At 70.4% G+C, this 24,365-nt stretch carries 17 protein-coding genes; 9 read left to right on the top strand and 8 right to left on the bottom strand.

All coding sequences use genetic code 11. The annotated features are described in order from the left end of the window. Positions 1-345: 345 nt before the first annotated feature. Positions 346-1,257, top strand: a complete 912-nt coding sequence (locus tag AC08OT_RS08195; RefSeq protein ID WP_476593478.1) for a glycosyltransferase family 2 protein — start codon at positions 346-348, stop codon at positions 1,255-1,257. Positions 1,258-1,356: 99 nt separating this feature from the next. Here AC08OT_RS08195 and tyrS read toward each other — a convergent pair whose 3' ends face one another. Together tyrS and AC08OT_RS08185 are read right to left on the bottom strand one after the other, a co-directional pair. After that, positions 1,357-2,643, bottom strand: coding sequence for a tyrosine--tRNA ligase (gene tyrS, locus AC08OT_RS08190; RefSeq protein ID WP_476593479.1), 1,287 nt, complete (start codon positions 2,641-2,643; stop codon positions 1,357-1,359). Positions 2,644-2,690: 47 nt separating this feature from the next. Then, positions 2,691-4,049, bottom strand: coding sequence for a S8 family serine peptidase (locus AC08OT_RS08185; protein ID WP_476602693.1), 1,359 nt, complete (start codon positions 4,047-4,049; stop codon positions 2,691-2,693). A 427-nt stretch (positions 4,050-4,476) separates the two neighbouring features. Here AC08OT_RS08185 and AC08OT_RS08180 point away from each other — a divergent pair, with 427 nt between their 5' ends. From AC08OT_RS08180 to AC08OT_RS08150, 7 genes are all read left to right on the top strand, one after another. Next, positions 4,477-6,600 carry an HAD-IIIC family phosphatase gene (locus tag AC08OT_RS08180; RefSeq protein WP_476593481.1) on the top strand — a complete coding sequence of 708 codons (2,124 nt, stop codon included), beginning with the start codon at positions 4,477-4,479 and terminating at the stop codon, positions 6,598-6,600. Further along, positions 6,600-7,190, top strand: coding sequence for a serine acetyltransferase (locus tag AC08OT_RS08175; protein ID WP_476593482.1), 591 nt, complete (start codon positions 6,600-6,602; stop codon positions 7,188-7,190). The genes AC08OT_RS08180 and AC08OT_RS08175 overlap by 1 nt, the downstream gene beginning before the upstream one ends. Before the next feature lie 164 nt (positions 7,191-7,354). Further along, positions 7,355-8,383, top strand: a complete 1,029-nt coding sequence (locus AC08OT_RS08170; protein ID WP_476593483.1) for an NAD-dependent epimerase/dehydratase family protein — start codon at positions 7,355-7,357, stop codon at positions 8,381-8,383. Further along, complete coding sequence (locus tag AC08OT_RS08165; protein WP_476593484.1) at positions 8,380-9,021, top strand: dTDP-4-dehydrorhamnose 3,5-epimerase family protein; 642 nt, start codon at positions 8,380-8,382, stop codon at positions 9,019-9,021. The genes AC08OT_RS08170 and AC08OT_RS08165 overlap by 4 nt, the downstream gene beginning before the upstream one ends. Before the next feature lie 607 nt (positions 9,022-9,628). Beyond that, positions 9,629-10,948, top strand: coding sequence for a methyltransferase domain-containing protein (locus AC08OT_RS08160; RefSeq protein ID WP_476593088.1), 1,320 nt, complete (start codon positions 9,629-9,631; stop codon positions 10,946-10,948). Between the two features lie 102 nt (positions 10,949-11,050). Beyond that, positions 11,051-13,276 (top strand): hypothetical protein, encoded by a 2,226-nt coding sequence (locus AC08OT_RS08155; RefSeq protein WP_476597071.1) that lies wholly within the window; start codon positions 11,051-11,053, stop codon positions 13,274-13,276. A 236-nt stretch (positions 13,277-13,512) separates the two neighbouring features. After that, positions 13,513-15,087 (top strand): Wzz/FepE/Etk N-terminal domain-containing protein, encoded by a 1,575-nt coding sequence (locus AC08OT_RS08150; RefSeq protein WP_476593090.1) that lies wholly within the window; start codon positions 13,513-13,515, stop codon positions 15,085-15,087. Between the two features lie 342 nt (positions 15,088-15,429). Here AC08OT_RS08150 and AC08OT_RS08145 read toward each other — a convergent pair whose 3' ends face one another. From AC08OT_RS08145 to AC08OT_RS08120, 6 genes are all read right to left on the bottom strand, one after another. Beyond that, positions 15,430-16,788 carry a hypothetical protein gene (locus AC08OT_RS08145; RefSeq protein ID WP_476594816.1) on the bottom strand — a complete coding sequence of 453 codons (1,359 nt, stop codon included), beginning with the start codon at positions 16,786-16,788 and terminating at the stop codon, positions 15,430-15,432. 574 nt (positions 16,789-17,362) lie between these two features. Beyond that, on the bottom strand, positions 17,363-18,157 hold the full coding sequence (locus AC08OT_RS08140; RefSeq protein ID WP_462188840.1) for an SDR family oxidoreductase: 795 nt from the start codon (positions 18,155-18,157) through the stop codon (positions 17,363-17,365). Further along, the gene (locus AC08OT_RS08135) at positions 18,157-19,080 is read right to left on the bottom strand and encodes a hypothetical protein (RefSeq protein WP_476593091.1); all 924 of its coding nucleotides are present in this window, start codon (positions 19,078-19,080) and stop codon (positions 18,157-18,159) included. The genes AC08OT_RS08140 and AC08OT_RS08135 overlap by 1 nt, the downstream gene beginning before the upstream one ends. Continuing rightward, positions 19,043-19,825: an IspD/TarI family cytidylyltransferase gene (locus AC08OT_RS08130; RefSeq protein WP_476593092.1), complete on the bottom strand. Its 783-nt coding sequence runs from the start codon at positions 19,823-19,825 to the stop codon at positions 19,043-19,045. The genes AC08OT_RS08135 and AC08OT_RS08130 overlap by 38 nt, the downstream gene beginning before the upstream one ends. Then, positions 19,822-21,240: a DUF4910 domain-containing protein gene (locus AC08OT_RS08125; RefSeq protein WP_476602692.1), complete on the bottom strand. Its 1,419-nt coding sequence runs from the start codon at positions 21,238-21,240 to the stop codon at positions 19,822-19,824. Before AC08OT_RS08125 ends, AC08OT_RS08130 begins: the two co-directional genes overlap by 4 nt. Positions 21,241-21,260: 20 nt before the next feature. Continuing rightward, a complete protein-coding gene (locus AC08OT_RS08120) occupies positions 21,261-22,115 on the bottom strand; it encodes a glucose-1-phosphate cytidylyltransferase (RefSeq protein WP_462202737.1) in 855 nt (284 codons plus the stop codon). 1,058 nt (positions 22,116-23,173) lie between these two features. Here AC08OT_RS08120 and AC08OT_RS08115 point away from each other — a divergent pair. Continuing rightward, the coding region (locus AC08OT_RS08115) for a glycoside hydrolase family 26 protein (RefSeq protein ID WP_476602691.1) at positions 23,174-24,365 on the top strand (1,192 nt) is incomplete at its 3' end.

The following is a 24,365-nucleotide window of genomic DNA, read 5'->3' as shown; positions in this document are numbered from 1 at the left end:
GGCCCAAGCCGGAGCGGCCGGCCGTGGCCTCCGCGACGTCACCGGCGCCCACGGGGCCGGTCCCGCCACCGGGGCAGACGACGCCGCCCGGCCCGCCGACCGAGCTGGCCCCGGCCGGCAACTGACCCAGTCCGGCAACTGACGCCGCTGACGCCGGTCGGAACCGGCTTTGGCTGGAGAACCCACCTCGGCCCGTCACCGGCTACGCCTATCGAAATACCATCCCGCCCTGGGGCGGGAATACCGTGTGGTACAGGACCGCAGGACCGCAGGACCGCAACACCGCACGAGGCGTGGACATCCACCTGAGTGCGCGTCAGCACACGCAGTGAGGAGCGTGCCGCCATGTCCGTCGAGAAGCCCAACTGGTCCAGGTGGCAGTACGAGCTGGTACTGGTCAGTTTTCACAGCCGTGGCCAGCTCGAGCAGCTCTTTGCGACCCTTCCGTTGGACATGCCGATTGTGATCATCGATAACGCCGAGGGCGTCGACCGCGTTGACGAGCTGATCGCGGGCCGGCCCAACAGCCGTTACCTTGACTCCGGCGGCGGCAAGGGATTCGCGAAGGCCGCCAACATGGGCATCCGTTCGTCGCGCTACGAGTACGTGGTGCTCGGCAACCCGGACAGCCGGCCCGCCGTGGAGGTCATCGACACGCTGGTCGACGACCTCATCGCCGATCCCGAACTGGTGACCAGCGCGGCCACCATGAAGGGGCACGACGACAAGCCCGAGCTCGGTAACGGCGGCTGGGAGCCGACGCCCCGCCGGGTGCTGCTGCACGTGCTGGGAGCGCACAAGGTGGCGCCGAGCTCGGCGCTGTTCGCCCGGCCGACACCGGGCCGCCCGATGAACCCCGAGTGGCTGACCGGCGCCTGCATGGCGGTCCGCCGGTCCACCTTCCTCGAACTAGGTGCCTTCGATGAGACGTTCTACGTCTACAACGAGGACATGGCGCTCGGCCGGGCGATCCGTGAGGCGGGGCTGCGGCAGAAGCTGCGCACCGATCTGCTGGTACCCCACGGGGCGGGAGGTTCCGGGGCCGGTAAGACGTGGATGCTGCAGATGCGCGGTGCGTCCATGGTGCGTTATCTACGTAAGCACAATGCGCCGGCCCGGGTGAACGTGATGCGCTCGATGCTCGTCGCCGGCTACGCCGGACGTACGGTGCTCTCTCGAGCCCGGGGCAGGAAGGCAGTGGCTGACGAGCACGCCGCATATATCAAGGGCCTGCTGGTCGGGCCGCCGGCCAAGTAGCCGCGCCCGTTCCCTCGTTCGTTCCCTGCCTGTTCAGCGGGCTGGCTGTCCGATTCGTCCCTCTGGACAGGTAGGGAAGTGAACTCGGTGGTCCCGGGCTCAGGTGAAGCGGGCTACCCGCCATTCCCGGCGACCGCGGCGGACCAGGATGACCGAGCCGTGCAGCAGATCCTTGGTCCCGACGGTGGCTTCCACGCCGACCCGTTCCCCGTTCACCAGGACCGCACGGTTGCCCAGGTGCTCGCGCGCATCCCGCTTGCTGCTGGCGAGGCCGGTGGTGATCAGCAGATCGACGACCGGCCAGCCGTCCTCCTCGAGCCGGGCGGCTGGCTCCTCGACCGTGGGCACGTCGGCGAAGACGCCGGAGAGCAGATCCGCGCCGATCGCCTTCACGTCCCCGCTGAACAACGCTGCCGACGCCGCCTCGGCCGCGTCGACCGCGGCTTGGCCGTGCACCAGTGCGGTGATCTCCCGCGCCAGGTGACGCTGCAACGCTCGCCTGCCCGGAGCCTCGGCGTGCTCGGCGAACAGCCGCTCCAGCGGCTCACGGTCGATGAGCGAGAAGAACAGGGCGAACCGGCGTGCCTCGTCGTCAGACAGATTGATCACGAACTGGTACAGGGTGTAGGGCGAGGTGCGGTCGGCCGAGAGCCAGACCGCTCCCTTCTCCGACTTGCCGAACTTCGTGCCGTCCGAACGCAGCAGCAGCGGGCAGGTCAGCCCGTGTACCTGGGTGCGCAGCACCCGCCGTACGTAGTCGATCCCGGCGACGATGTTGCCCCACTGGTCGGAGGCGCCCATCTGGAGGGTGACCCCGTGGTCCTCGCACAGGCGGCGGAAGTCGTACGCCTGGAGCAGGGAGTAGCTGAACTCGGTGTAGGTCAGGCCGAGATCGGGATCGTCCAGCCGCCGGCGCACCGAGTCACGGCGGACCATCTCGGTGACGGGGAAGTGCTTGCCGACGTCCCGCAAAAATTCGATCATCCCGAGTCCGCCGAGCCAGTCGGCGTTGTCGACGAACTGCGGGAGCTGGCCGGAGTCCAAGGCCCGGGCGAAGACGGATTCCATGATCTCCTGTTGTCCGAGCATGTTTGTCCGTACCTCCTGGGCGGTGAGCAGGCTGCGTTCCACCGACTTGCCCGACGGGTCGCCGATCAGACCCGTGCCACCGCCGAACAGGGTGACCGCGCCGATCCCCGCCCGTGCGGCCCGGATCAGCAGGGTCATCGGCAGCAGGTTGCCGATCGTCAGCGAGGGGGCCGTCGGGTCGAAGCCGATGTAGCAGCGCCGCCGTCCGCTGTCGAGGTGCTCCCGCAGTTCGGCGGGATCGGTGCTGTCGTGGAGGAGTCCACGCCAGGACAGCTCGTCCAGGAGCGCGTGTGTCATGGGCCCATGGTAAAAGTGGCGCGCCGGTCCACCGTGTCACGGCGAGATCACCCGGTAGGGGAGTGCGGGCGGACGCGGCTGCCCGTGCGGCCCGGCCCCGCCCGCGCCGCGCGCTGCCAGGCGTACAGCAGATGTGTCACGATCCCGAGCAGGACGCCCAGCGAGGCCGCGATGCCGAGCCCGGCGGCCCAGGCCAGTGGCGAGAGTTCCGACGAGCCCGGGCCGGCTGCGCCGATCTGACCGGTGCTCGTCGGACCGGTGCTCGTGAGCGTGGCGTCGTCCCCGTGGGTCGTCGCGTCGTCGGCGGATCCCCGGGCCTGCCCGCCGGGCATGATGCGGCCGGCGGCCGGCGCGGGTCCGCCCACCCCCCAGCGCGTCGGTTCCGACAGCAGCGGATTGGTCCTGACCACCGGCACGGCCCGGGTCAGCGCCGCGACGGGGTCGACGATGCCGAAGCCGAACTCATCGTCGCGGCCAGGAGGGCCCGCATCCCGCGCGGTGTAGACGAGCCGATCGATGACGTTGGGTGCGTCCAGGTCCGGCTGGGCGGCCCGGATGAGGGCGACAACGCCCGCGACGATCGCCGCGGAGTTCGAGGTACCGCCCCCGGTGTCCAGGCCGTCCGGGGAGACCCTGGTCGGGACGGGGGCCCGGATACCGGGGGCCGGCGCGGCGATGACGGCCCGCGGCCCGCGGGCCGATTCCCGCCAGAAACCATCAGCGGCCGTCGATCCGGTCACCGCGACCATTCCCGGGATGCTGGCGGGGGAGTTGATCGCGGTGTCGCCGGACTCGACGTTCCCCGCCGAGGCGACCACCACCACGTCGTGCGCGAGGGCGTAGCCGACCGCCTTCTCCTCGTCCGGGGTCGCCGCCCCCGTCGAGCCCAGGGAAAGGTTGATGACGTCGGCGCCCAGATCGACCGCCCGGCGGATGCCGATCGCGACCTTCTCCGAGTTCGCCTCGGCGCCGGTCGAGACGGGCAGGATCTTGGCGGCCGGGGCGATGCCGCGGACCTCGGGCCGGCCGTTGTCGTTGCGACCGGCGATGATGCCCGCCATGGCGGTGCCGTGCCCGTTCGGATCATTGTCGCGCCAACCGTCCCGCGCCGCCCCGGGACCGATACCGGTACCGGGAAGCAGCTGACCCCACAACTTGGGCTGGCTGGCGTCGACCCTGCCGTCGATGACGGCCACCACCGTGCCCGCGCCCTGGCTGATCCGGTGTGCCTGGGCGAGTCCCAGGACAGCGTGGTACCACTGCGAGCCTCGGGCGGGCGCGATCGGAGCCGGGTCGGGCCCGGCCGCGTGCGGCGGGACGACGGCGCCGGCCGGAGCGGTCGTCATCACGAGGCCGACCAGCAGCGCGAGGCCGACCAGCAGGCCGAGCATGGCGCGGTGGTGCATGAGGGGGTCCTGCCTCCGGGGCTACCGCTCGGCGGGCGTGGCTGATCGTGTCCGGTTACGCGCCCTGTTTGAGGAAGTTTTCCACATTGCATGGTCTAGGCAGACCACTGTTACCAAGCAGGTAGCTCGTCCGGATGGCCCGGCGTGGTTTTCTCGGCTTCAGCTGTGGTTTTCCCGGCTTCAGCGCCTTCGACGGCGCAGGAGACGGCCGATGCCCGGTGGGGCGTGCCGCTGCCGGGTGACCGCCTCCCCGGTCCCGGTCCCGATCGACGCGCAACCTCCACGGACCGCGGCACGCTCCTCGCGTCCCCGGCTGCCGCCTTGGCCTGATGGCCGCTCCGTCGCGTATCAACACTTACGTGACGGTAGAGTGCCGAGAAAGTGCGTATGGGCGCCGCGAAGAGTCGCACCGGGAGGGGCCGCAGCAATGACCGATAGAAGGGACGTCGGCACAGGCGTCGGCGAGGGCGTCGCGTCACCGCCGGGACACCCGCGGATCGCCGAGCTGACCGCGCGCGCCGCCATGAGCGAGATCCCGGCCGCGGCGCTGTGCCGTGATCTCGCCGTCGCGCACGAGCGGGTCGGCGACGACGCCGGAGCCGTGCGGTGGGCCCTGGCGCTCACCGACGCCGGCAGCGATCTCGGTGCCTGGTCGGCCGTTGCCGGCGTGCTGCGCCGCGTCCTGCCGCGGGTCGCGCCGCTGCCGAGGTCCGCGCGGGTGGCCGTGCTCGGCAGTTACACGACATCGCAGTTCGCCGCGCTGTTGCCGCTGGCCGCGGCGCGAGCCGGGGTCGCCGTCGAGGTCTACGAATGCGGCTACGGGCAGTACCGCCAGGAGATCCTGGACCCCGCGAGTGAGCTCTACCGGTTCCGGCCCGACGTCGTCGTGCTCGCGGTGCACGCTGGGGAGACCGCCCTGCCGGCGGTCGCCGACGACCCAGCCGCCGCGGTGGCCACCGAGGTCGAGCGTTGGACGTCGCTGTGGGACATGATCATAAATCGGTGCGGGGCCCGGATCGTCCAGCACACCTTCGCCATCCCCGGCGAGGTCGCGCTCGGCCATCTGGCGCTGCGGGTTCCCGGCTCCCGGCCGACGATGCTCGCGCGGGTCAACGCCGAACTCGGCCGGGTGTCCGGCCAGCGGGGCGACGGGGTCGCCTTCGTCGACTGCGAGCGGCTCGCCGCCGACGTGGGCAAGCGTGCCTGGTTTGACGCGCGGTACTGGCACCGGTCCAAGCAGGCGGTGTCGCTCGCGCAGGTGCCGCTGTTGGCCCGGCACACCGCCGCGGTGATCGGGGCCCAGCTGGGAACGAGCCGGAAGTGCCTGGTCCTCGACCTCGACAACACCCTGTGGGGCGGCGTGCTCGGGGAGGACGGCCTGGCCGGCATCGCGCTCGGCGACGGCGCCGTCGGGGAGGCGTTCGCCGCGTTCCAGACGTACGTCGCCGAGTTGAAGGCCCGCGGGGTCGTGCTCGCCGTCTGTTCCAAGAACAACGACGCCGACGCCCGGGAGGCGTTCGAGCGTCATCCGGGGATGCGGCTCGGCCTTGATGACATCGCGGTGTTCAGTGCCTGCTGGGACGACAAGCCGACGCAGATCCGCCGGATCGCCGCCGCGCTCGGCCTCGGCCTCGACGCGCTGGTCTTCGTCGACGACAACCCGGCCGAACGCGAGGTCGTCCGCCAGCTCGTTCCCGAGGTGGACGTCGTGGCGCTGCCCGCCGATCCGCACGGCTACGTCCGGGCGCTGGCGGACTACCCCTTCTTCGAGGCCACCGCCCTCACGGCCGAGGACGCCGCGCGCACCGCCGCGTACCGGGCCCGGGCCGAGACGGCCGCCGCCGCGGCGGCGGCGACCTCGCTGGAGGACTTCCACCGCGGGCTGGACATGACCACCACCGTAGTCCCGCTCGACGACATGACCCTGCCGCGGGTCGCCCAGTTGGTCGGCAAGACCAACCAGTTTAACCTGACCGGTCGCCGCCGGGGCGCCGCTGAGATCGAGCGGCTGGCCGCCGACCCCGGCACGGCGGTGTTCTGTGTCCGGCTCGCCGACCGGTTCGCCGACCACGGTCTGGTCGCCGTGGTCATCGCGGTGGAGTCGGCGGGCGCGCTGGACATCGACACCTGGCTGATGAGCTGCCGGGTGATCGGCCGGACCCTCGAGGACGAGGTTGCCGCGCTTGTTCTCGCCGAGGCCCGCCGCCGCGGCCTCGCCCGCGTGACCGGGCACTACCGGCCGTCGGCGAAGAACGTTCTGGTGGCCGGCCTCTACGAACGGCTCGGTTTCGAGCGGGTAGGGCGGGTCGACCCGGCGCCGGTGACGCTGCCGGCCGGGAGATCAGCCGGGGTGGTGCCCGCACCTCCGGACGGGATCACCTCGGCTGCGGAGACGACGTACTGGAGCCGTGATGCGCGGTCACCGTACCTGCCGCCTGGGCTCATCCGGGTCGTCGTGGCCGAGCCGTCCGGCGCCGTGGCCGGGCTGTCCCCCCAGGTGCTCCCCCAGCCGTGGCTGCGGGACCGCAAGACGGAAGAGGTGCCCCGCTGATGGTGCAGGAGCGACTGCGGCAGATCTTCGATGGCACGGCCGGCGATCAGGACACCCGGGATGCCTCCGACCTCGGGCTGTGGGAGATCCTGCAGGAGGACTGGCGCCGGCACTACAAATCGTTCGCCCACCCGGGCCTGCACGTGCTCGCCGTCTATCGCATCGGGCAGTGGCGGCGCACCCGGAGCCGGCCCGTCCGCGGGATCGTGACCGTCTTCTACAAGGTGGTCAACAAAATGATCATCCGTAACCTGTATGGGGCCGAGCTCGACGAGCAGGCGCGGCTCGGCCGCCGGGTCCACATCGGCCATCACCAGGCGATCCTCATCCCGCCGCATTGCGTGATCGGGGACGACTGCACCCTGCGGCACAACCTGACCATCGGCTACGCGAGCGGTACGGCGGACCCGCGGGACGTGCCGAAGGTCGGCAAGCGGGTCGAACTCGCCCCCGGGATCCATCTCATCGGGGCGATCAGCATCGGCGACGACGCCAAGATCGGCCCGGGCTCGATCGTGATGACGGACGTGCCGGCGGGCTCGACCGTCTTCGCCGCTCCCGCGCGGGTGATGCGCCCGCCGGTGCGTTGAGACCGTCCGGGTGACGCGTCCGCCGGCACGCTGAGACCGCCGACGCGCCACTGCGGGATGTCGGCGACCGGCTCGTGGGATCGACTCGGTACGGTTTGAGGCCGGAACGCCGGTGTCCGATTGGACCCGACCTGTGCCGTTGCCGAGATGGGGAGGACTCGCGGATGAAGGTGCTCGTGACGGGCACGGAGGGGTACCTGGGATGCCTGCTCGCGCCCGAGCTGCTGCGTGATGGCCACGAGGTCATCGGGGTGGACACCGGCTACTACAAGTACAGCTGGCTGTACCGCGGCGTCGACCGGACCCCGTTGACCCTTGACAAGGACCTCCGCCATCTCACGGTCGAGGACTTCGCGGGGGTCGACGCCGTCGTGCACATGGCGGAGCTGTCCAACGACCCGCTCGGCGCGCTCGCCCCGGACGTGACGTACAAGGTGAACCACGTCGGCTCGGTCCGGCTGGCGAAGCTGGCCAAGCAGGCCGGCGTCGAACGGTTCGTCTACATGTCCTCCTGCAGCGTCTACGGCGTCGCGACCGGTGCGGACGTCACCGAGGCCTCGCCGGTGAACCCGCAGACCCCCTACGCCGAGTGCAAGGTCTACGTGGAGCGTGACGTCGCCCCGCTGGCGGACGACACCTTCTCGCCGACCTTCCTGCGCAACGCCACCGCCTACGGTGCCTCCCCGCGGCAGCGCTTCGACATCGTGCTCAACAACCTGGCCGGGGTGGCCTGGACCACCGGCGAGATCGCGATGACCTCGGACGGCACCCCGTGGCGCCCGCTGGTCCACGGGCTCGACATCGCGAAGGCGATCCGCCTGGTGCTGACCGCACCGCGCGGCATCGTGCACAACCAGATCTTCAACGTCGGCGACAGCGAGCAGAACTACCAGGTGAAGGAGATCGCGGACGCGGTTGCCACGGTGTTCACCGGCTGCACGCTGAGTTTCGGTGACAACGGCAGCGACAACCGCAGCTACCGGGTGTCGTTCGACAAGATCGCCTCCACCCTGCCCGGCTTCTCCTGCGACTGGAACGCGCTCAGGGGCGCCCAGCAGCTGCACGACGTCTTCACCCGCATCCAGCTCGACAACGAGACGTTTACCGGCCGCGGGCACACCCGGCTCAAGCAGCTTCAGTACCTGATCCGCACCGGCCAGCTCGACACCGACCTGTTCTGGGCCCATCCATGATCATTACGTCGACGCCGATCGCCGGGGTGATGATCGTCGATGTCGAGCCGTTCTCCGATGCCCGCGGCATGTTCGCGCGTACGTTCTGTGCCGGCGAGTTCGCCGCCGCGGGGCTCACGGTCGACGTCGCCCAGTGCAGCGTGGCCTACAACGCCTCCGCGGGCACCGTCCGCGGGATGCACTGGGCGGGGGAGCCGGTGCGGGAGACCAAGCTGGTGCGCTGCACCCGCGGCGCCCTGCTCGACGTCGTCATCGATCCCCGCCCGGACTCGCCGACCTATCTGCGGCACGTGGCGGTGGAGCTCTCGGCCGACAACCATCGGGCGCTGTTCATCGACGCGGGCCTGGCGCACGGGTACCAGACGCTCGTCGACTCCACCGAGGCGACTTATCAGATGAACGTCCCGTTCACGCCGGGACACGACCGTGGGCTGCGCTTCGACGACCCGCGGCTGGGCATCGTCTGGCCGCTGCCCGTCTCGGTGATCTCCGACAAGGACCGTGCCTGGCCGCTGCTGGCCGGCGATGGTCCGGCCGGGGGCCAGGCCGGACCGTCCGGCGACGCCGTGCCACCCGGGTCTTCCGGCATTCAGCGTGATGTAGCTCACACATTTGGCGAGGTCGGCGCGACAGCCTGAATCCGTCGCCCCCGGTTCGGCCAACCGTCGGGCGAGGGCCCCGCTCCACCAGTGAAAATCAATGCTGGCAGGGAAAAGTGGGCGGGGCGTGGGGTGTTGCCCGCGAACGGGGGCGGGCGCGGGGAGGCATCCCGTGGTCGGAGGGTGGTGCCACGGCTTCCTCTCGGCGACTGTGGGTCATGTGGGGGGTGGTGTCCACCGGCTAGCATGACCCGGCGTGCGCAGCACCCGTGACCGCCGATCTTCGCCGGAAAATCATCGGGCTGCCGTCGGCGGTGCCGGCGGTGGCATCTCGCCGACGGAAACGAGCGCTCGTCCGGCGGTCGCCGCTGCGGCGGTGGGTGGCGGGTGTCCGGCCGATGACCGGTGCCCGCACGCCCGGGGTTCGCGCTCTCCTCCGTGCCTTCGCCGGCGATCGCCCGGCGGCGTGGCGGCCCGTCCCGGCTTCACGAAGATCATGTCGTTCGCGGGACCGTCGCGTCCTTCTGGTCGGATGGGCGGTCATCATGTCGTTCGGCCTCTCGTTCGGCCTCGCGGCCGGCTGGCACAGCCATTCCCGTCCACCAGATCGTGAAGATCGATGTCGACACCTCACCTAGGGGAACGCATGTCATCCGCAACCCCGGCCCAGCGCGGTAGTGGCACCGCCGAGGCCGACGCGACCCAGAAGCAGGATGTTCCCGGCGGCCTCGCCACGGCGGTAACCGCCTGCCGGTCCTGCGGCGGACCGGCCCCGCGCCTGTTCCTCTCCCTGGGGTCCACCCCCATCGCCAACCGCCTGGTGCGCGCCGACGCCCTCGACGCGACCGATCCGTCGTTCCCGCTTGAGGTCGGCTTCTGCGAGGCCTGCGCACTCGTGCAGCTCACCCACGAGCTGCCGGTGTCCGAGATCTTCGACGAGGACTATCCCTACTTCTCCTCGTTCTCCGACATGCTCGTCCGCCACGCGGAGAAGCACGTGATCGACCTGATCGCGAGCCGCAACCTCGGGCCGGACAGCCTGGTGGTCGAGGTCGCCAGCAACGACGGCTACCTGCTGAAGGCGTTCGTCGAGCGGGGCATCCCGGTCCTCGGGATCGAGCCGACCCCCGGCCCGGCCGCGGCCGCCCGGGAGGCGGGCGTGCCGACCCGCGAGGAGTTCTTCGGCGCGGAGCTCGCCCGCCAGCTCGTCGCGGAGGGCCGCAAGGCCGATGTGATCATCGCGAACAACGTGATGGCCCACGTCCCGGACCTCAACAGCTTCGTCGAGGGCTTCTCGATCCTGCTCGCCGACGGCGGCCTCGTCGACGTCGAGAACCCCGGGGTCGGCGCGTTGCTGGCCCACACCGAGTTCGACACGGTCTACCACGAGCACTTCTGCTACTTCTCCACGATCGCGGTCGACGTCCTGATGCGCCGGCACGGCCTCGCGCTCGTCGGCGTTCAGGAGTTCCCCGAGCTGCACGGCGGCACCCTGCGGTGGAGCATGCAGCACACCGCCGCCGCGGAGCCGGCCGAGTCGGTGGCGGCGGTGCTCGACGCCGAGCGGGCCGCCGGGCTCGACACGTTCGACCGGTACGCCAGCTTCGGCGACGACGTCCGCACCGTGCAGGACGAGCTGGTGGCGTTGCTGCGCTCGCTGCGCGCCGACGGTAGGACCATCGCCGCCTACGGCGCGGCGGCCAAGGGAGCGACCCTGCTGAACTCCAGCGGCATCGGCACCGACCTGCTCGATTTCGTCGTCGATCGCAACATCCACAAGCAGGGCCGGTACCTGCCCGGCGCCCGGTTGCCGATCCTCGATCCCGCCGTCCTGCTGGAGCGGCAGCCTGACTACCTGCTGCTGCTCGCGTGGAACGTGAAGAAGGAGATCATCGCCCAGCAGGCCGAGTACGCCGCGCGCGGCGGCTCCTTCATCGTGCCGGTTCCCCGGCCCGTAGTGCTGTAGGCAACCCATCGTGGTCTCAGGCCGTCGTTATTTCCGTCCGCGGTTGTGCGGACCCTGCTCGCTGGGCTGGCCGAGCCGGTCGGGCTGGTCGGGAGAGCGGGTATGACGGACAGCGACGGGGACCTGAGAGCCCCGGGTGGGGAGGACGACTCTCCATCCGAGGGTTCCCCTGACGAGACCCGGTACGTGCCACGATCGCAGCGCCCCGCGCGGGCGACCGGGCAGCGTCCCGGCGAGCGGACCGAACGTCCCGGCGAAGGGTCCGAACGCCGTGGCGACCGCCGACCCGGCGAGGGTTTCGAGGTGGTCACGGGGCCGGTCCGCCCGCAGCCCGCTCCGGCGCCGCGGCCGGGGCCCGGGCCGTCCGGGCCCGCGATCCAGCCGCCCGTCGGCGACCCGCACCTGTCCCAGCCGCCATCCCGCCCGGTGACGCCCCCTGTCCGTCCGGGGGCCGGCGAGCCACCGCCCGGCGTCGTCACCGCCACGATGGACCTGAGCGCGCTGCAACGCCGGTTGCGGGCGGAGAAGACCGAGCTCCTCCATCGGGTCGAGGGGCAGGCTCCCCGGCATCGCCGCTCGGACCGGCGGGCGCGCCGAACCGACGAGACCGACCCGGAGAGCACGCAGATCTTTCCGCGGCAGCCCCCCGCCGGGCGTGACGGCCGATCTCCCGGGGCGGGCGCCGCGCGGTCCCGCGATCGACGAAGGCTCGCCGCGGCGGGCGGCGGCGAGCGTGCCGCGGCCGCGTCCTTCGGGCCGGGGCCCGCTAACGGGGCCGAGGGCCTGGCGGACGATCTGACCGGCGGCGAGGGTCCGGGCGGCGAGGGTTCCGGCGGCTGTGGCGGAGCCAGGTCGAAGGCGATCTGGACGCTGATGGACCAGGCCGTCTCCAGTGCGACGAACGCCGCGATCTCGTTCCTGATTGCCCATCAGGTCAGCGACGTCGAGTACGGCGCGTTCGGTATTGCGTACACGTTGTTCTCCATCGTCATCGGCCTGGTCCGTGCCGGGAGCTGCATGCCGCTGAGCATGTTCTACTCGAGTGTCACCCGGAGTGACTTCCGGGCGGCGGCCACCGCCACCACCGGCTCGTCGTTCGTCTTCGGCGTGGCCGTGGGAATCACGTTCGTCGGCCTGGGCCTGCTGCTCGGCGGCCCGGTCGGGTCGTCGTTGTCGGCGATGGGCCTCGTGCTGCCCGGCCTGCTGCTGCAGGATGCGTGGCGCTATGTCTTCTTCGCGATGGGGAAGCCCTTCGGCGCCTTCGTCAACGACACCGTCTGGGCGGTCGTCCAGATCCTCGGGATCTTCCTGCTCATCCACCGCGGTGTGACCGCATCCCCGCCGCTGCTGCTCGCCTGGGGGGCCTCGGCTCTCGTCGCGGCCCTGCTGGGGATAGCCCAGGCCGGCTTCTGGCCGTCGCCCGGCGAGACCCTTCGATGGCTTCGCAGGAACAAGTCGAACTCCGCCTACCTGGCGGCGGAGTTCATCACTGTCCAGGGCGCGATGCAGACCTCGCTGCTGGTGATCGGAGCGGTGGGTTCGCTGGCGACGGTGGGCGCCCTGCAAGGCGCGCGCACGCTGCTCGCCCCGACCACGGTGGTCGGGGTGGGGGTCGTGAGCTTCGCGTTGCCGGAGTTCTCCAAGCGGACCTCCATGACCCGCCACGCCCGGGAGCGCGCCGCCTACGCTCTCTCGGCCCTCGTCCTCGCCATTGGCACGGCGTGGAGCCTGATCTTCTACCTCCTTCCGGAACGTTACGGTCAGGTGTTGTTGGGCGACTCGTGGGATGGCGTCAAGAACATCCTGGGGCTGTCAATCCTGCACTATCTGGCCGCATCGGTCGCGGTCGGACCGGCATGTATGGTCTACGCACTCGGAAAAACTAAGATCACATTCCGGGTCAATGCAGCCTTTGCGCCAATGTTGTTTGGTTTTCCCATCATTGGGTTGCTTGTCGGGGGCGCGCGGGGCGCGGTCGTCGGCTATAACATCGCTTTCTGGTCCATTGCACCGGTGTGGTTTGTACTGCTCCGCCGGCTCGGTCGGGAGCACGACGTGGAGCAGGCCGCGCTACGGGACGCGGAGCGGGCGGCGCGGAGCGGCTCCGGGCCTGCTCCCGCCCCGGCGGAGCCGGGAGGACGAGAGTTGCCGCGCCCGCGCCGGGCCGGGATGAGCGACGCACGCCGGTCGAGACGGTCGAACGCCGGCGAATCTGACCATCGAATGGATCCCGTGGATGATGTCGAGGATGTGGATGTCGCTCCGGAGCACGGCCCTCGCCGGCCTGGTCGCGGAACCGGATCGCGGCGTGGTGGGCGGGGCACCTGAGCGTCCGTGCGGCGTCAGTCATAGCTATAGACCGTTTACTATCCGCTATCGGCTATGCTCACAAGTCGGCTCCGTCAGATCTAGACCGTGGTCCGGCAATCGGGCCGGATGCTCCTGTGGGGGGCCACATTGAGTTCGCTTCATGTCCCGCTGGAGGAGTCGTTGCGTCGTCTCACCGGCACTCCGATCCGGATGCGGGCCCGGTCCGCTCGTTCTGAGTCCGTGGCGGGTGCGTCATGAGTCGCAACGTGCAGGCGGGCAACGAGACCAGCCGGGCTCCCTCCGCCCCGTCCCTGCTTCGTATCCTCCAGCCACGGCTGCTGGTCGTCGCCATCGTCGTGGTCATCTTCGCGGCTCTGGCGGCCGCCTACTCCAAGACGCAGACGGCGACCTACCGGTCGAGTGCCCGGGTCTTCCTCTCGACGGATTCGGGCACGCTCGGTGCCAACTCGGTCGACGCGACCCGCTTCGTGCAGACCCAGGCGCAGTTCGCCCAGTCCTCGGCGGCCGTCGCGGAGATCGCGAAGGAACTCAAGCTGCCCGAGGTGGACGTCGCCGCCCGGCTCAGCACCTCGCCGTCCGACGAGGGCTACTTCTTCGTCATCGAGGGGAAGGGCTCGAGCCAGCAGGGGGCGGACGCGCTGGTCAAGTCGGCCGAGGATGCCTACAGCAAGCTCTTGACGACTTACGGCCCCAACAGCCAGGCGAATATCAGCGCCATGATCAAGCTACGTGACGGGCTGGTGGCGGAGCAGGCCGCCGCGGGTCAGGGAGCCGGTATTGCCGGGAGCGTCGACAACACCGTCCGCAACACGCAGATCGCGAACCTCAACACGCAGATCGCCACCGCCCGCACCGCCTCCGCGCTGGCGAGCACGTCGATCAAACTGGCCGAGCCGCCCGTCGCCGGGGGCCAGAGCGGGCCGAACCTGTTCCGTAACACGCTGGTCGCTGCGATCGTCGGGCTGCTCGGTTCGATCGCGGCGATCTGGATCATGTATCAGCGCCGGCCCACGATCCTCGACCCGCACAACCCGTCCGACACCCTGGGCGTGCCGCTGATCGCAGTCCTGGAGCCGGGACGGACCACCGCCAGCGCGGCCGAGACCCTGGTCTCGGCGATGTCCGCGGTGATGTCCCCGACGAGCAAGGTGGTCGCGTTCACCCCGGCGTCGCGGGGGGACCTGACCGCCGACCTCGTCGCCTCCGTGGCCGCGGCCTGGTCCGATGATCAGGGCGTCGTCCTGATCCTGGACACCTCGCCGTCGTCCGAGGTGCGGGGAGTTCTCGAGGGACTGCCCCGGGCGACCTCCGGGGAGCTGCCTCGCTGGGCGCACGAGCCGACCTGCCTGGCACGCTCGTCCGGCACCGGGCGGGGGCACATCCTCTACAACCGAGTGTCGCCGGCCCGGGCCGCCCGGCCCGGTGGCCTCGCCCCGATCCTCGCCGACCGGGCGCCGGTCGTCGACCTCGTCATCCTCGTCACCTCGGCGTTGGCCGAGCTGCCGATGACCGCGGCCTCCGCCATCCAGGCCGACGCCGTCGTGGTCATCACCTCCACCGAAACCAGTCTCAAGGAGCTCGAGCAGGTGCCGCGGGACTGGCCGGCGCTCGCCGAGCGAGTTGTGGGCGTCGTGCACGACGGCCGGACCGGCATCCGCCGGGCCGTCGCGGCGGCCCCGGAGCGTCGTTCGTCGGTCGACACCATCACCTCCAACTCCCCGGTGGGGGACTCGGCTCCGGTGAGCAAGCGGGGCGGCGGCGTGGACTCGGAGGCCACCGACCGCTACGCCCGCCCCGGCAAGCGTTAGGACAGCCCGTAGCCGCGAGGGTCCGGGGGCCCCGAGGTTCCCTGATTCATTCTAGACGGCTCTGGATTCTAGGAGGCGCAACGCCGGTATGACGAGCCGGGCGGTCAGCGTAATCTGACCGTCCGGCTTTTTGTCGTACCGGCTCCTCGTGGTATGCCCGGTCCCGGTCCCAGCGCCGGCCATCGCGATGGTGAGGCGAGCGGAACCGTTAGTCCATCCTTCGGTGGCTCGACACGGGGACCCGCGGCGACCGTCGGCGGGCGCGGCGAGCACGGGTGGGGCGGCGGTCTGTGTGGACGGCGCCATCCGCGCGATGTGGTGCGGTCGCGCGCGTGCCGTGGGTCAGATCGCGGCGAAGGACCGGCCCGGCACGGGAGCCGGTGGGAGCGGCGGTGACGACGCTCCCGGATCCCCTTGGAGCCTGACGGCCTCCTCTGGGGTCACCGTGAACCAGGTGACGAGCAGGAGGCCGAGCCCGGTGACGACCGGGGCCAGCAGGCCTCCGGACAGCACGCTATAGAAGATCAACACAGATCCGGAGAGCACGAACGACTGCGAGCCGCGTACGAACATCGCTACCACCAGACCGATGAACGCGGTGGTCCCGACGACGCCGTACTCGAGGATCAGCTTGGGTAGGAGGGCGTAGTTCAGCGGCAGTCCGGTGCGGTGGTAGAAGGCGGCGGCGTCCCGGTCGGCGAACCCGGGCCCCCAGCCGAACGCCACCGTCATCGGATCGCTGCCGAGCGCGTCCCAGGTCCGCTGGTACGGCTGGACGAAGCGCAGGCTGCCGCTAGACGTCGATGAGGACGTCTCCGTGGCACGCGCGGCGAAGATATCCGACGCCGGGGTGAAGCTGATGATCAGCGCCACGAGGCTCACCCCGAGCAGGGCGGTGAGCGCGAATCGGGCGCCCTTGTGAACGGCCAGTAGGACGCCCGCGCAGGCCAGCAGGAGCAGACCGGTGCCAGAAACGGTGCTCAGGATGGCCAGCACAAACATGATCATGCGCCACCAGCCGCCGTTACGCAGTGTGCAGACCACGATACCGAAGCCGAGGAACTGCGAGCAGAACGACGCCTCGAGGCAGATGAAGGCGTTCGACTTGTACAGTGACGAGCCATACTGCACGGGGTAGGACGTGTTGAACCCCTGCATCAGGAACTGCGGCGGCACGACGTTCTTGACGACGTCGGTGTATGGAACGCCGACGAGCTGAATGGCGAACTGGAACAGGGCGAGACCGGCGAGCACCGTGATCATGATCAGAAAACGGTCCAGCAACCGGGGCAGGAGAGCGCGGGCGTCCGCGCCGCGCAGGCCGAAGAGGAACGGCACGTATGTCGCCAGCAGCAGCAACAACGAGGTGAAGGACGTGTCGTCGTTCTGCTGGAGGAAGGAGACGAGTGCCGAGGCCGAACATGCCGTCATCGCGACGAGGTAGGTGGTCACCCGGCCGGAGTTGTACGTCAGACCTCCGCGCCGCAGCATCAAGGCTGCGCAGACATAGGTGATCGGCAGGATTACCTGAACCTGTGAACTGCCCACCGGGAAAGCGATCCGTTGCAGGAAGATCTCGCAGAAGAGCAGAATCGTCAGCATCCGGAGGGTGGCGTCGTTGACCGACTTCTCGCTGCCGGCCTCCTGGGTCGGGATCACCCACGACCGTGGAATCTTGGTCGTGAGCGTGGTGGTGACCACTGGTTCCCGTCCCCCGTTCCTGGTCAGTGGGCTCCCGGGCGCCGCGCCCGGCGGCGGGGCCCGGCGATGGAAGCCCATCGGCACGTCGGCACGTCGGATAGCTGGCGCGACGGGCGGACGGCGCGGGCGGTTCAGTGTATCCGGGGCCCTCGTGCCGTCTCGCAAGGCGGTCTCCGTGCCGTTTCCGGAGCGCACGGTTGCGTCTTCGTCACGTCTCGCAGCCAGCTGGTGGGGGCTCTTCGAACCCGGCGCGGGCGGTGGATAATAGCGGTCGTCTGACCCGACAGCCATCGGTTTGCATCCGTGTAGATCGGTGCCGCCATGAGGGACCCAGCTCGGGAACCCGCCTGGCGGTGACGCGCGTTTGTCGTACCAGGACGGCGTCATCGCCGCGGTGATATTCGATTTTGGTCTGCCTCGGGTTCGGACCGGTCATCATCGCCGTTGTGGCGGTTGTGCAGGATCTGGTCCTGGTCCCGAGGCCGGGATCGTGCCGTCGGCGGACTTCTAGGCCTCGGGGCCTGTGGGCTCTGGCGCGCCCACGGGCCCCGAGTCGTTGCGCAGCGGGAGCGCGTCAGTAGCTTTTCTTCGCCGGCCGCAGGTGTAGCTCGGTGATCTCCGCGGTGGGTGGGAGTCGGATCAGGTAATCGACGAGATCGGCCACGTCGGCCGCTTGGACGAGTAGCTCGGGCGCGTACTCACGGCCTTCCCGGGCGTAGATCGCCTCCTGCCGCGGGGTCGCCGTACGGCCGAGATGGATGGTAGTCACCCGGATGCCGTCGGCGTTGATCTCCTGGCGCAGGCTGTCGGCGAACCCCCGCATGGCGTGCTGGGTGGCGGCGAACACGCTGGTGCCCGCGCCGGCCCGGATGCCCTGGGTGGAGTTGACGATGACGATGTCGGCGCCGCGGTCGGCCCCGGCGACCCGCAGCGCCGGCAGCAGTCGCTGGGTGAGCGCGTACGGTGCCCGGACGTTCGCGAGGTACTGGGCGTCGAGATCGGCCAACGACACGGCGTCCACCCGGGCGCTTCCGTAGGCGCCGGCGCTGTGCACCAGATGATCGACGCGGCCGTAGCGGCCCGTGACCTCGGCGGTGAACGCGACGACGGCCGCGTCGTCGGTCAGGTCGAGGCACACCGGCGTCAGGGTGCCTGGCCCGGTTGCCTCCTTGCCGAGGGCGTCGAGCCGGGTCTGGTCGCGCCCAAGCGCGAGGACGGTGGCTCCGTCCGAGGCCAGCAGCAGCGCGGTGGCCCGGCCGATGCCGCTCGATGCACCGGTCACCACAGCGACCTGCCCGGCGAGCGGAACCTCGTCCGCCGCCGGGCCGTCCGCGCCTGCGCCCGCGCCCGATCCGTTCGGGGCCGCCATCAGACGTTCTGGTGGGAGAACACCAGTACCGCGTCCTCCCGCGGCGGCGCGGTGTCGTAGGTCAGGCAGATGTCCTCGGGGATCCGGCTCAGGTCGGTGCCACGCAGGTAGTCCCGCATGGTCGTGCCGGTGCACTCCGCGTCGACGTTTGGCGCTCCGACGTGGTTGACCACGTCGTCGAAGTGGACGGTGCGGAAGTCCATGCTGAACAGGGTGCGGCCGGAGTTGTTCGGCACCGAGGAGTGCAGCTGGGCCGCCAAGAAGATCATTATTCCGCCGGAGGGGGCGACCACCCGGGTCTGCGGAAAGATTTCCACCTCCTCCTCGGGCTTGGGCTGCTTGCGAGTGTCGGACTTGATGTGCTTCGCGGCGTCGGCCCGGTTCTTCGCGTTCCACTCGTAGTAGTCGTAGTCGCGGGAACCGTTCTTCACGCCCTGGGAGAAGTAGCGCGGGTGGAAGGCCATGGCGTTCTCCGGCACGATGTCGAAGATCGGCATCCACCAGTTGAGCTGGCAGAACGGTGCCGAGTACCAGGTGTCGCGGTGTGGGTGGAAGGCGTAGGCGATGCCCGAGGTGAGGTAGTCGTCCGACGTCGAGGTCCGCAGCCGGGGCACGTCGAAGTAGGTCTTCGACAGGTCGCAGCCGTGCTCGGCGAGAATCGCCGGCAGCAGCTCCTTGCAGGTGGGGTGGTGGATGAACCGTGGCTTCAGCTCGGCGAGCAGGGCCGCGTAGTCCTCGACCGGCATGTGGTACTGCGCCGTCTCGGGGTCGAGATCGCCGAAGGCCTCGCGGATCAGGGCGCGGCTGAACTCGACGAACTCCCGCGTCGCGGGCCTGGGCGCGTAGACGAACAGCTCGCCGGCGTAGAGCCTCGCCCGCCGCTCGTCATCGGACAGCGTGGACTCGACCAGTACCGAACTCATCAGGTTCCCCCTCGGAACGAACATGGGTGAGAAGCAGCCGGGCCATGGCGAGTTCGTCCGGCGTGGTGACATGGATGTTCGCCGGCTCGCCGGGGATGACCACGACTAGGCCGCCGGCCGCGGCGACCATCGCCGAGTCCTCGACGGCCTCGCGGGCCCCCGCGTGCACGGAGCGCAGCAGGTCCGCCCGGAAGGCGTGCGGGGTCTGCACGAGCCGGTGCGTCTCCCGCGGCAGCGAGGCCCCAGTGACCAACCGGGGGGTGTCGTCGGGGAGGCCGTCGATCACCGTCGAGTGGATCTCCTTGACGACCTCGGTGAGCGGGAGCCCGGGTACGGCCGCGTCGGCGCCGGCGCGGACCTCGTCGACGACCCGCTGGTACAGGGCGGGAGTCGCGAGCGGATGGGCGGCGTCGGTGATCACGATGATTCCGGCGTCCGCGGGCACGGCCGCCAGCCCCGCCCGGACGGACTCGGCCCGGGTGGCGCCGCCGGCGACGACCCGCACTCCGTCCGGCGGTGACCAGTGGCCGATCAGGGCGGCGGGGACGACCACGGCGATGCCGTCACTGGCGGGCCGCGCTGCCGCGACCGGGTGGGCGAGCAGGGGCTCACCCCCGAGGTCGAAGAACTGTTTCGGCCCGCCGAAACGCGTGCCGCCGCCGCCGGCCAGCACGATCGTCCAGACCGGGCCGCTGTTCCCGGTGCTCCCCGCGCCGTTGGTGACGGCGACAGCGGTGTCGGTCACCGCTGGGCTCCCGCGGGCGCGGCGCTGGTGACGTCGCTGAGCAGATCGACGCCCGCCAGGGCGTCGGCCGCCGCCGCGACGGTGTCGAACGGCAGGTCCGCGCGGTCGGCGATGTCGAGCAGGCTGCGCGTGCCGTCGGCCAGGTTCAGCACCCACAGCAGGCCCATCTCGATCGCCTGGCGGTTCATGGTGGCCCCGATGGCGCGGTACAGGCCTCGCCGGCCGAGCTGCGGCTCCCCGTAGGGGGCGGTGTTGCGCCAGATGCGGTCGCGCTCGCAGATGGCGATCGTCCGCAGCAGGATCGCGAACGAGTCGGCCAGTGACTCCGGGGTCACGAAGTCGAGGTCGTCCGCGGACGTGTGGTATTGCGGATAGTCGCCGTGCTGGCCGCGCCCGAACCGGCCGACGGGCAGGTCGAAGCCGGGGGAGCAGAACTGCCGTTCGTCGTAGCCGTAGGGGGAGAAGTCGATGGCCCGGTGCGACCGCCCGGTCTCGGCGAGCGCCGCGGCCGCGGCCCGGTCGACGACGGCGTCACCCCGCCGGCTGCGCTTGTAGGTCGGGTCGGAACGGTCACCCAGGCCGGTCAGCACCAGCCCGTGCCGAATGCGCCCGACGGTGTCGCGGTTGCGCGCGAGCCAGGTGATCGATCCGATCGTGCCGGGGATGAACAGCAGCCGGAAGGTGTGCCGGCGGGGCAGCCTGGCCAGGGTGCGGGCCAGCAGGGTGGCCGTGGCGATGCCCGAGCAGTTGTCGTTCGCCATCGCCGGGTGGCAGGTGTGGGTCGTGATGAGGAACTCGTCGTCCGTGGTCCCGGGCAGCATGATCTCGCCGTAGGTCAGCGACCCCGCGGTGAGGGTGGTGTCGATCTCCACGCCGTACTCGCCGTCGGGCAGCGCGGCAAGCTGCCGGTCGGTCAGGCAGAAGCCCCAGTTCTCGGTGTAGTAGGAGGTCCGGTAGGGCACCCAGTCCGGGCGGTCCGGCATCGAGAACAGGTGCGGGCGCAGCTCGTCGAGGGACAGCCGGGCGTGGACCGGTGTGCTGTACCCCAGCAGGTGCAGCGGGTTGTCAGCGGCGTCGACGATGGTCTTGCCGTCCGGGCCGGTCAACCGGGCCGAGGTGACGTTCCATTCCCGGGGCACGGTCCAGCCCAGGACCGGTGTCCCGCTGGGGACCTCGTGCACCGTGAGCGCGGGCTCCGGGCCGAGCGCCCGCGCGACGGTGGCGAGCGTCGTGCGGACACCGTCCCCGGTGATACTGCGCGCGGGGGGCAGCAGGGTGGCGACCAGGTCGTGCAGCCACGTACCCGGGTCGGCGCCTGCCGTCGCCGCGTACTCGCTTGCGCTGCCGGGGTCGGAACCGCTCAGGGGGGAACCATTCGGCTCGGGACTGCCGGAGCCGCGGGAGGAATCGCTCATCGCTGGACCCGTCCGGAACCTCAGCCGGCCCAGACACGCCAAGGCGCGGCACCGGAATCCCAGAGCTGGTTCAGCTCGGTCCAGTCGCGGAACGTGTCCATACCCATCCAGAATCCGTCGTGGGTGTGCAGGGTCAGCTGACCGTCCCGGGCCAGCTGCTGCAGCGGGTGACGCTCCAGCAGCAGTGCCGGGTCGTCGTCGAGGTACTTGTCGATGAACTCGCGCTCGAAGACGAAATATCCCCCGCTCACCCAGCCGGTCTGCGGCGGCTTCTCGGCGAAGAGGGTGACGGCGTTGCCGTCCGTGGTCAGCTCGCCGTAGCGACTCGACGGCCGGACGCCGGTGACCGTCCCGATCCGCCCCGACGCCAGGTGGTCGGCGAGCACCGCGCCGATATCGACGGCACCGACTCCGTCGCCGTAGGTCAGCATGAACCGCGGGCCGGTCAGGTACTGGGCGACCCGGCGCAGCCGGGCTCCGGTTCCGGTGAGTAGGCCCGTCTCGGCGAAGGTCACCTCCCACGCCTCGTCGCCCACGGTGTTGTGGAACTGGGGGGTGTGGTCGTCGGAGAGCGTGAGGGTGAAGTCGGCGACCTGCGCACGGTAGGCGAGGAAGTAGTTCTTGATCAGATCGCTCTTGTAGCCGAGGCAGAGCACGAACTTACGGAAGCCGTAGTGCTCGTAGGTCTTCATGATGTGCCACAGCACCGGCTTGCCGCCGATGTCCACCAGCGGCTTGGGTAGTTTCTCGCTGGCTTCCCGCAGCCGGGTTCCCATCCCGCCGCACAGGATCACGACGGGGATGTCCGCCACGTCGGGAATCTCGCTGGTCTGGGCGATCTCGATGCTCAAGGCTGTTGCGTCTCCCGTGCTCATGCCCCGGTCCGGACGCGCTCGGGGCAGATGGGCGTCGATGGCCTGGTCGTCGCGGGACCGCGATGCGCTCCGGGCGACCCGGGACAGCCGTCCCGCGGGCCGGCTGGTCGTGACCGGTGGGGGCAGCCACCGGGCGGTCCGGCTGCGCGGGCGGCGCGTTCTCACGCGGGTGAGGACGTCGCTGCTCGCCCGCGAACGTGCGTGCGGGCGTGATCCCGTGGCAACGGTACCGTATGGGCCTTTGCCGGCTGGTGGTGTCCCTACGAACCCGCGCGTGCGGCATAGACCCCACAACCCCGCGGGCCTCCCATGCGTCTGATTCCGGTAACTCCCGTGACTCCCCTGACTCCGGTGACTCTGGGACCGGATGACGGTTTCGGTGGGTCGGGTGCGCCTGTCGAACGATTCTCTCGGAGCGGGAGGGTTGGCCTACGGATGGTCGATCGTTGCACTGCGTGATAAGCCGAGGCCGCCGAAGGCACACTTCGTCAGTGGTTGTTACTGTTTGGCGATCACTCTCGGATTACTGAACGAGTCTCGGCTCAGGTGTCGACGGTGATGGCGGATCTCGTTGCGAGTCACCGGATCGGGGAGAGTGCCGCCCTTGACCGTACTTTTGCGTTACATGAGTAAAAATGACTTTATAGGTAGAAACGTACGACTGGGGTGATGCGGGTGCGCGGGCGCTCCTGGTCGGATGACCCTCCGGCCGGCCGCTGGCCGGTGGACGGATCGCCATCCTCGGACCAGGACGGCACGGTGCGCCACTCCGAGGCGGATCCGCCCCGTTCGGCCGATCGGCGGCTCGCCGGTGGAAGCGCCGGCATGCCGACCCCGTCCCGGGGCGAGTGGCTGGACGCCCGGCTGCTCCCGCTGCGCCGTCGCCGAAGTGACACGACGACGCGGATGCTCCGTTCCCCCAGCGAGGGTTCCCCACCGAGCTGGTCCACATCCGCCGCAACGGTGCTTCTTGCGACGCGCGTGGCGGCCCGGTCACAGGCCCCGCCGGGGACCGGGCGGACCCAGCGCGGGCACGTTCGGACGGTGTCACCACGACCGTGTTCCATTGGCACGGGCGGCAGGCCCCGGCCGGTAAGGGGCTGGACACGCCGGACACGAACGTCCTGGCCTGGGGCGTGCCGGCTCGAGGCGTGCCGGCCTGGGACGGGTCGATCTGGGACGTGCCGGCCCGGGACGTCCCAGCCTGGGACGGGCAGGTACCGGACGCGCGTGTTCGGGCGGACGACGGCGGTGGGCCTGGCCCGGGTCGTCCATCTCGCGTCGCCGGTTGGATCACCGCGCGCCCCGGGGGCCGAGCCGGCCGAATCCCGCGTCTCCCGCTCGTCGCGGTCTCGATCGCGGTCGTGCTCGCCCTGACCGCCCTGACCGCCTGGGTTCTGGCGCCCTCCGGAGGACACCCCACGGACACAGCGGCCGGCGGCCCGACGTCCGCCCCGCCGACGCCGCCCCCGCCGCAGTCGCCGCCCGCGCGGTCGCCGGGCTCCGGCCTCTCGCCCGCACCGGGGGTCCAGCCGCCGGTCACCGCGCCCCGGGTACAGCGGGCCGCCACGACCGGTGAGTTTCCCACGGGGGTCGCCGCGCACACGTTGGCGCAGGCGAACCGCTGGGCGGAATTCCGTGGCCGGCCCAACGACGTCGTCGTCATGTACACCGAGCGGTCCAGCTGGCGGGCGATCGTCGAGCCCTGGATCGGGCGCGACGCCTCGACCTTCGCCGGCTTCTCTGGCATATGGGTCATCAGCCAGCCGCTCTTTCCAGACCAAGGGCCGGAGAAGGGCAACCTCGCCGACTGTGCGGCCGGCCGCTACGACGCCGAGTGGCGGCAGTTCGGCCGCTGGCTGGTGAGCATGGGGCGGGGCGACTCGTTCGTCCGGCTGGGCTGGGAGTTCAACGGGCTGTGGTTCGCGTGGGCGGCCACGGACCCGCAGCAGTGGGTGCAGTGCTTCCGCAACGCCTCGTCGGCGATCAAGGCCACCAGCCCGCGGGTCCGCATCGACTGGAACCTCAACGCCCACGGCTCGACCACGTCGGTTGGCGCCTTCGATCTCTACCCGGGTGACCAGTACGTCGACGTCATCGGGGTCGACACCTACGACCAGTACCCGCCGAGCCCGACCTACGCCGACTTCGACAACCAGTGCAACGGGGACGGCGGTCTCTGCCAGGTGATCCTCTTTGCGCGGACCCATCACAAGCTGTTCTCGGTGCCGGAGTGGGGTGTGGTCACTC

The sequence above is a fragment of the Frankia sp. CgJB1 genome, from assembly GCF_977947065.1.
The sequence above is the reverse complement of the archived record's forward strand: the minus strand, read 5'-3'. Positions and strand labels throughout refer to the sequence as shown.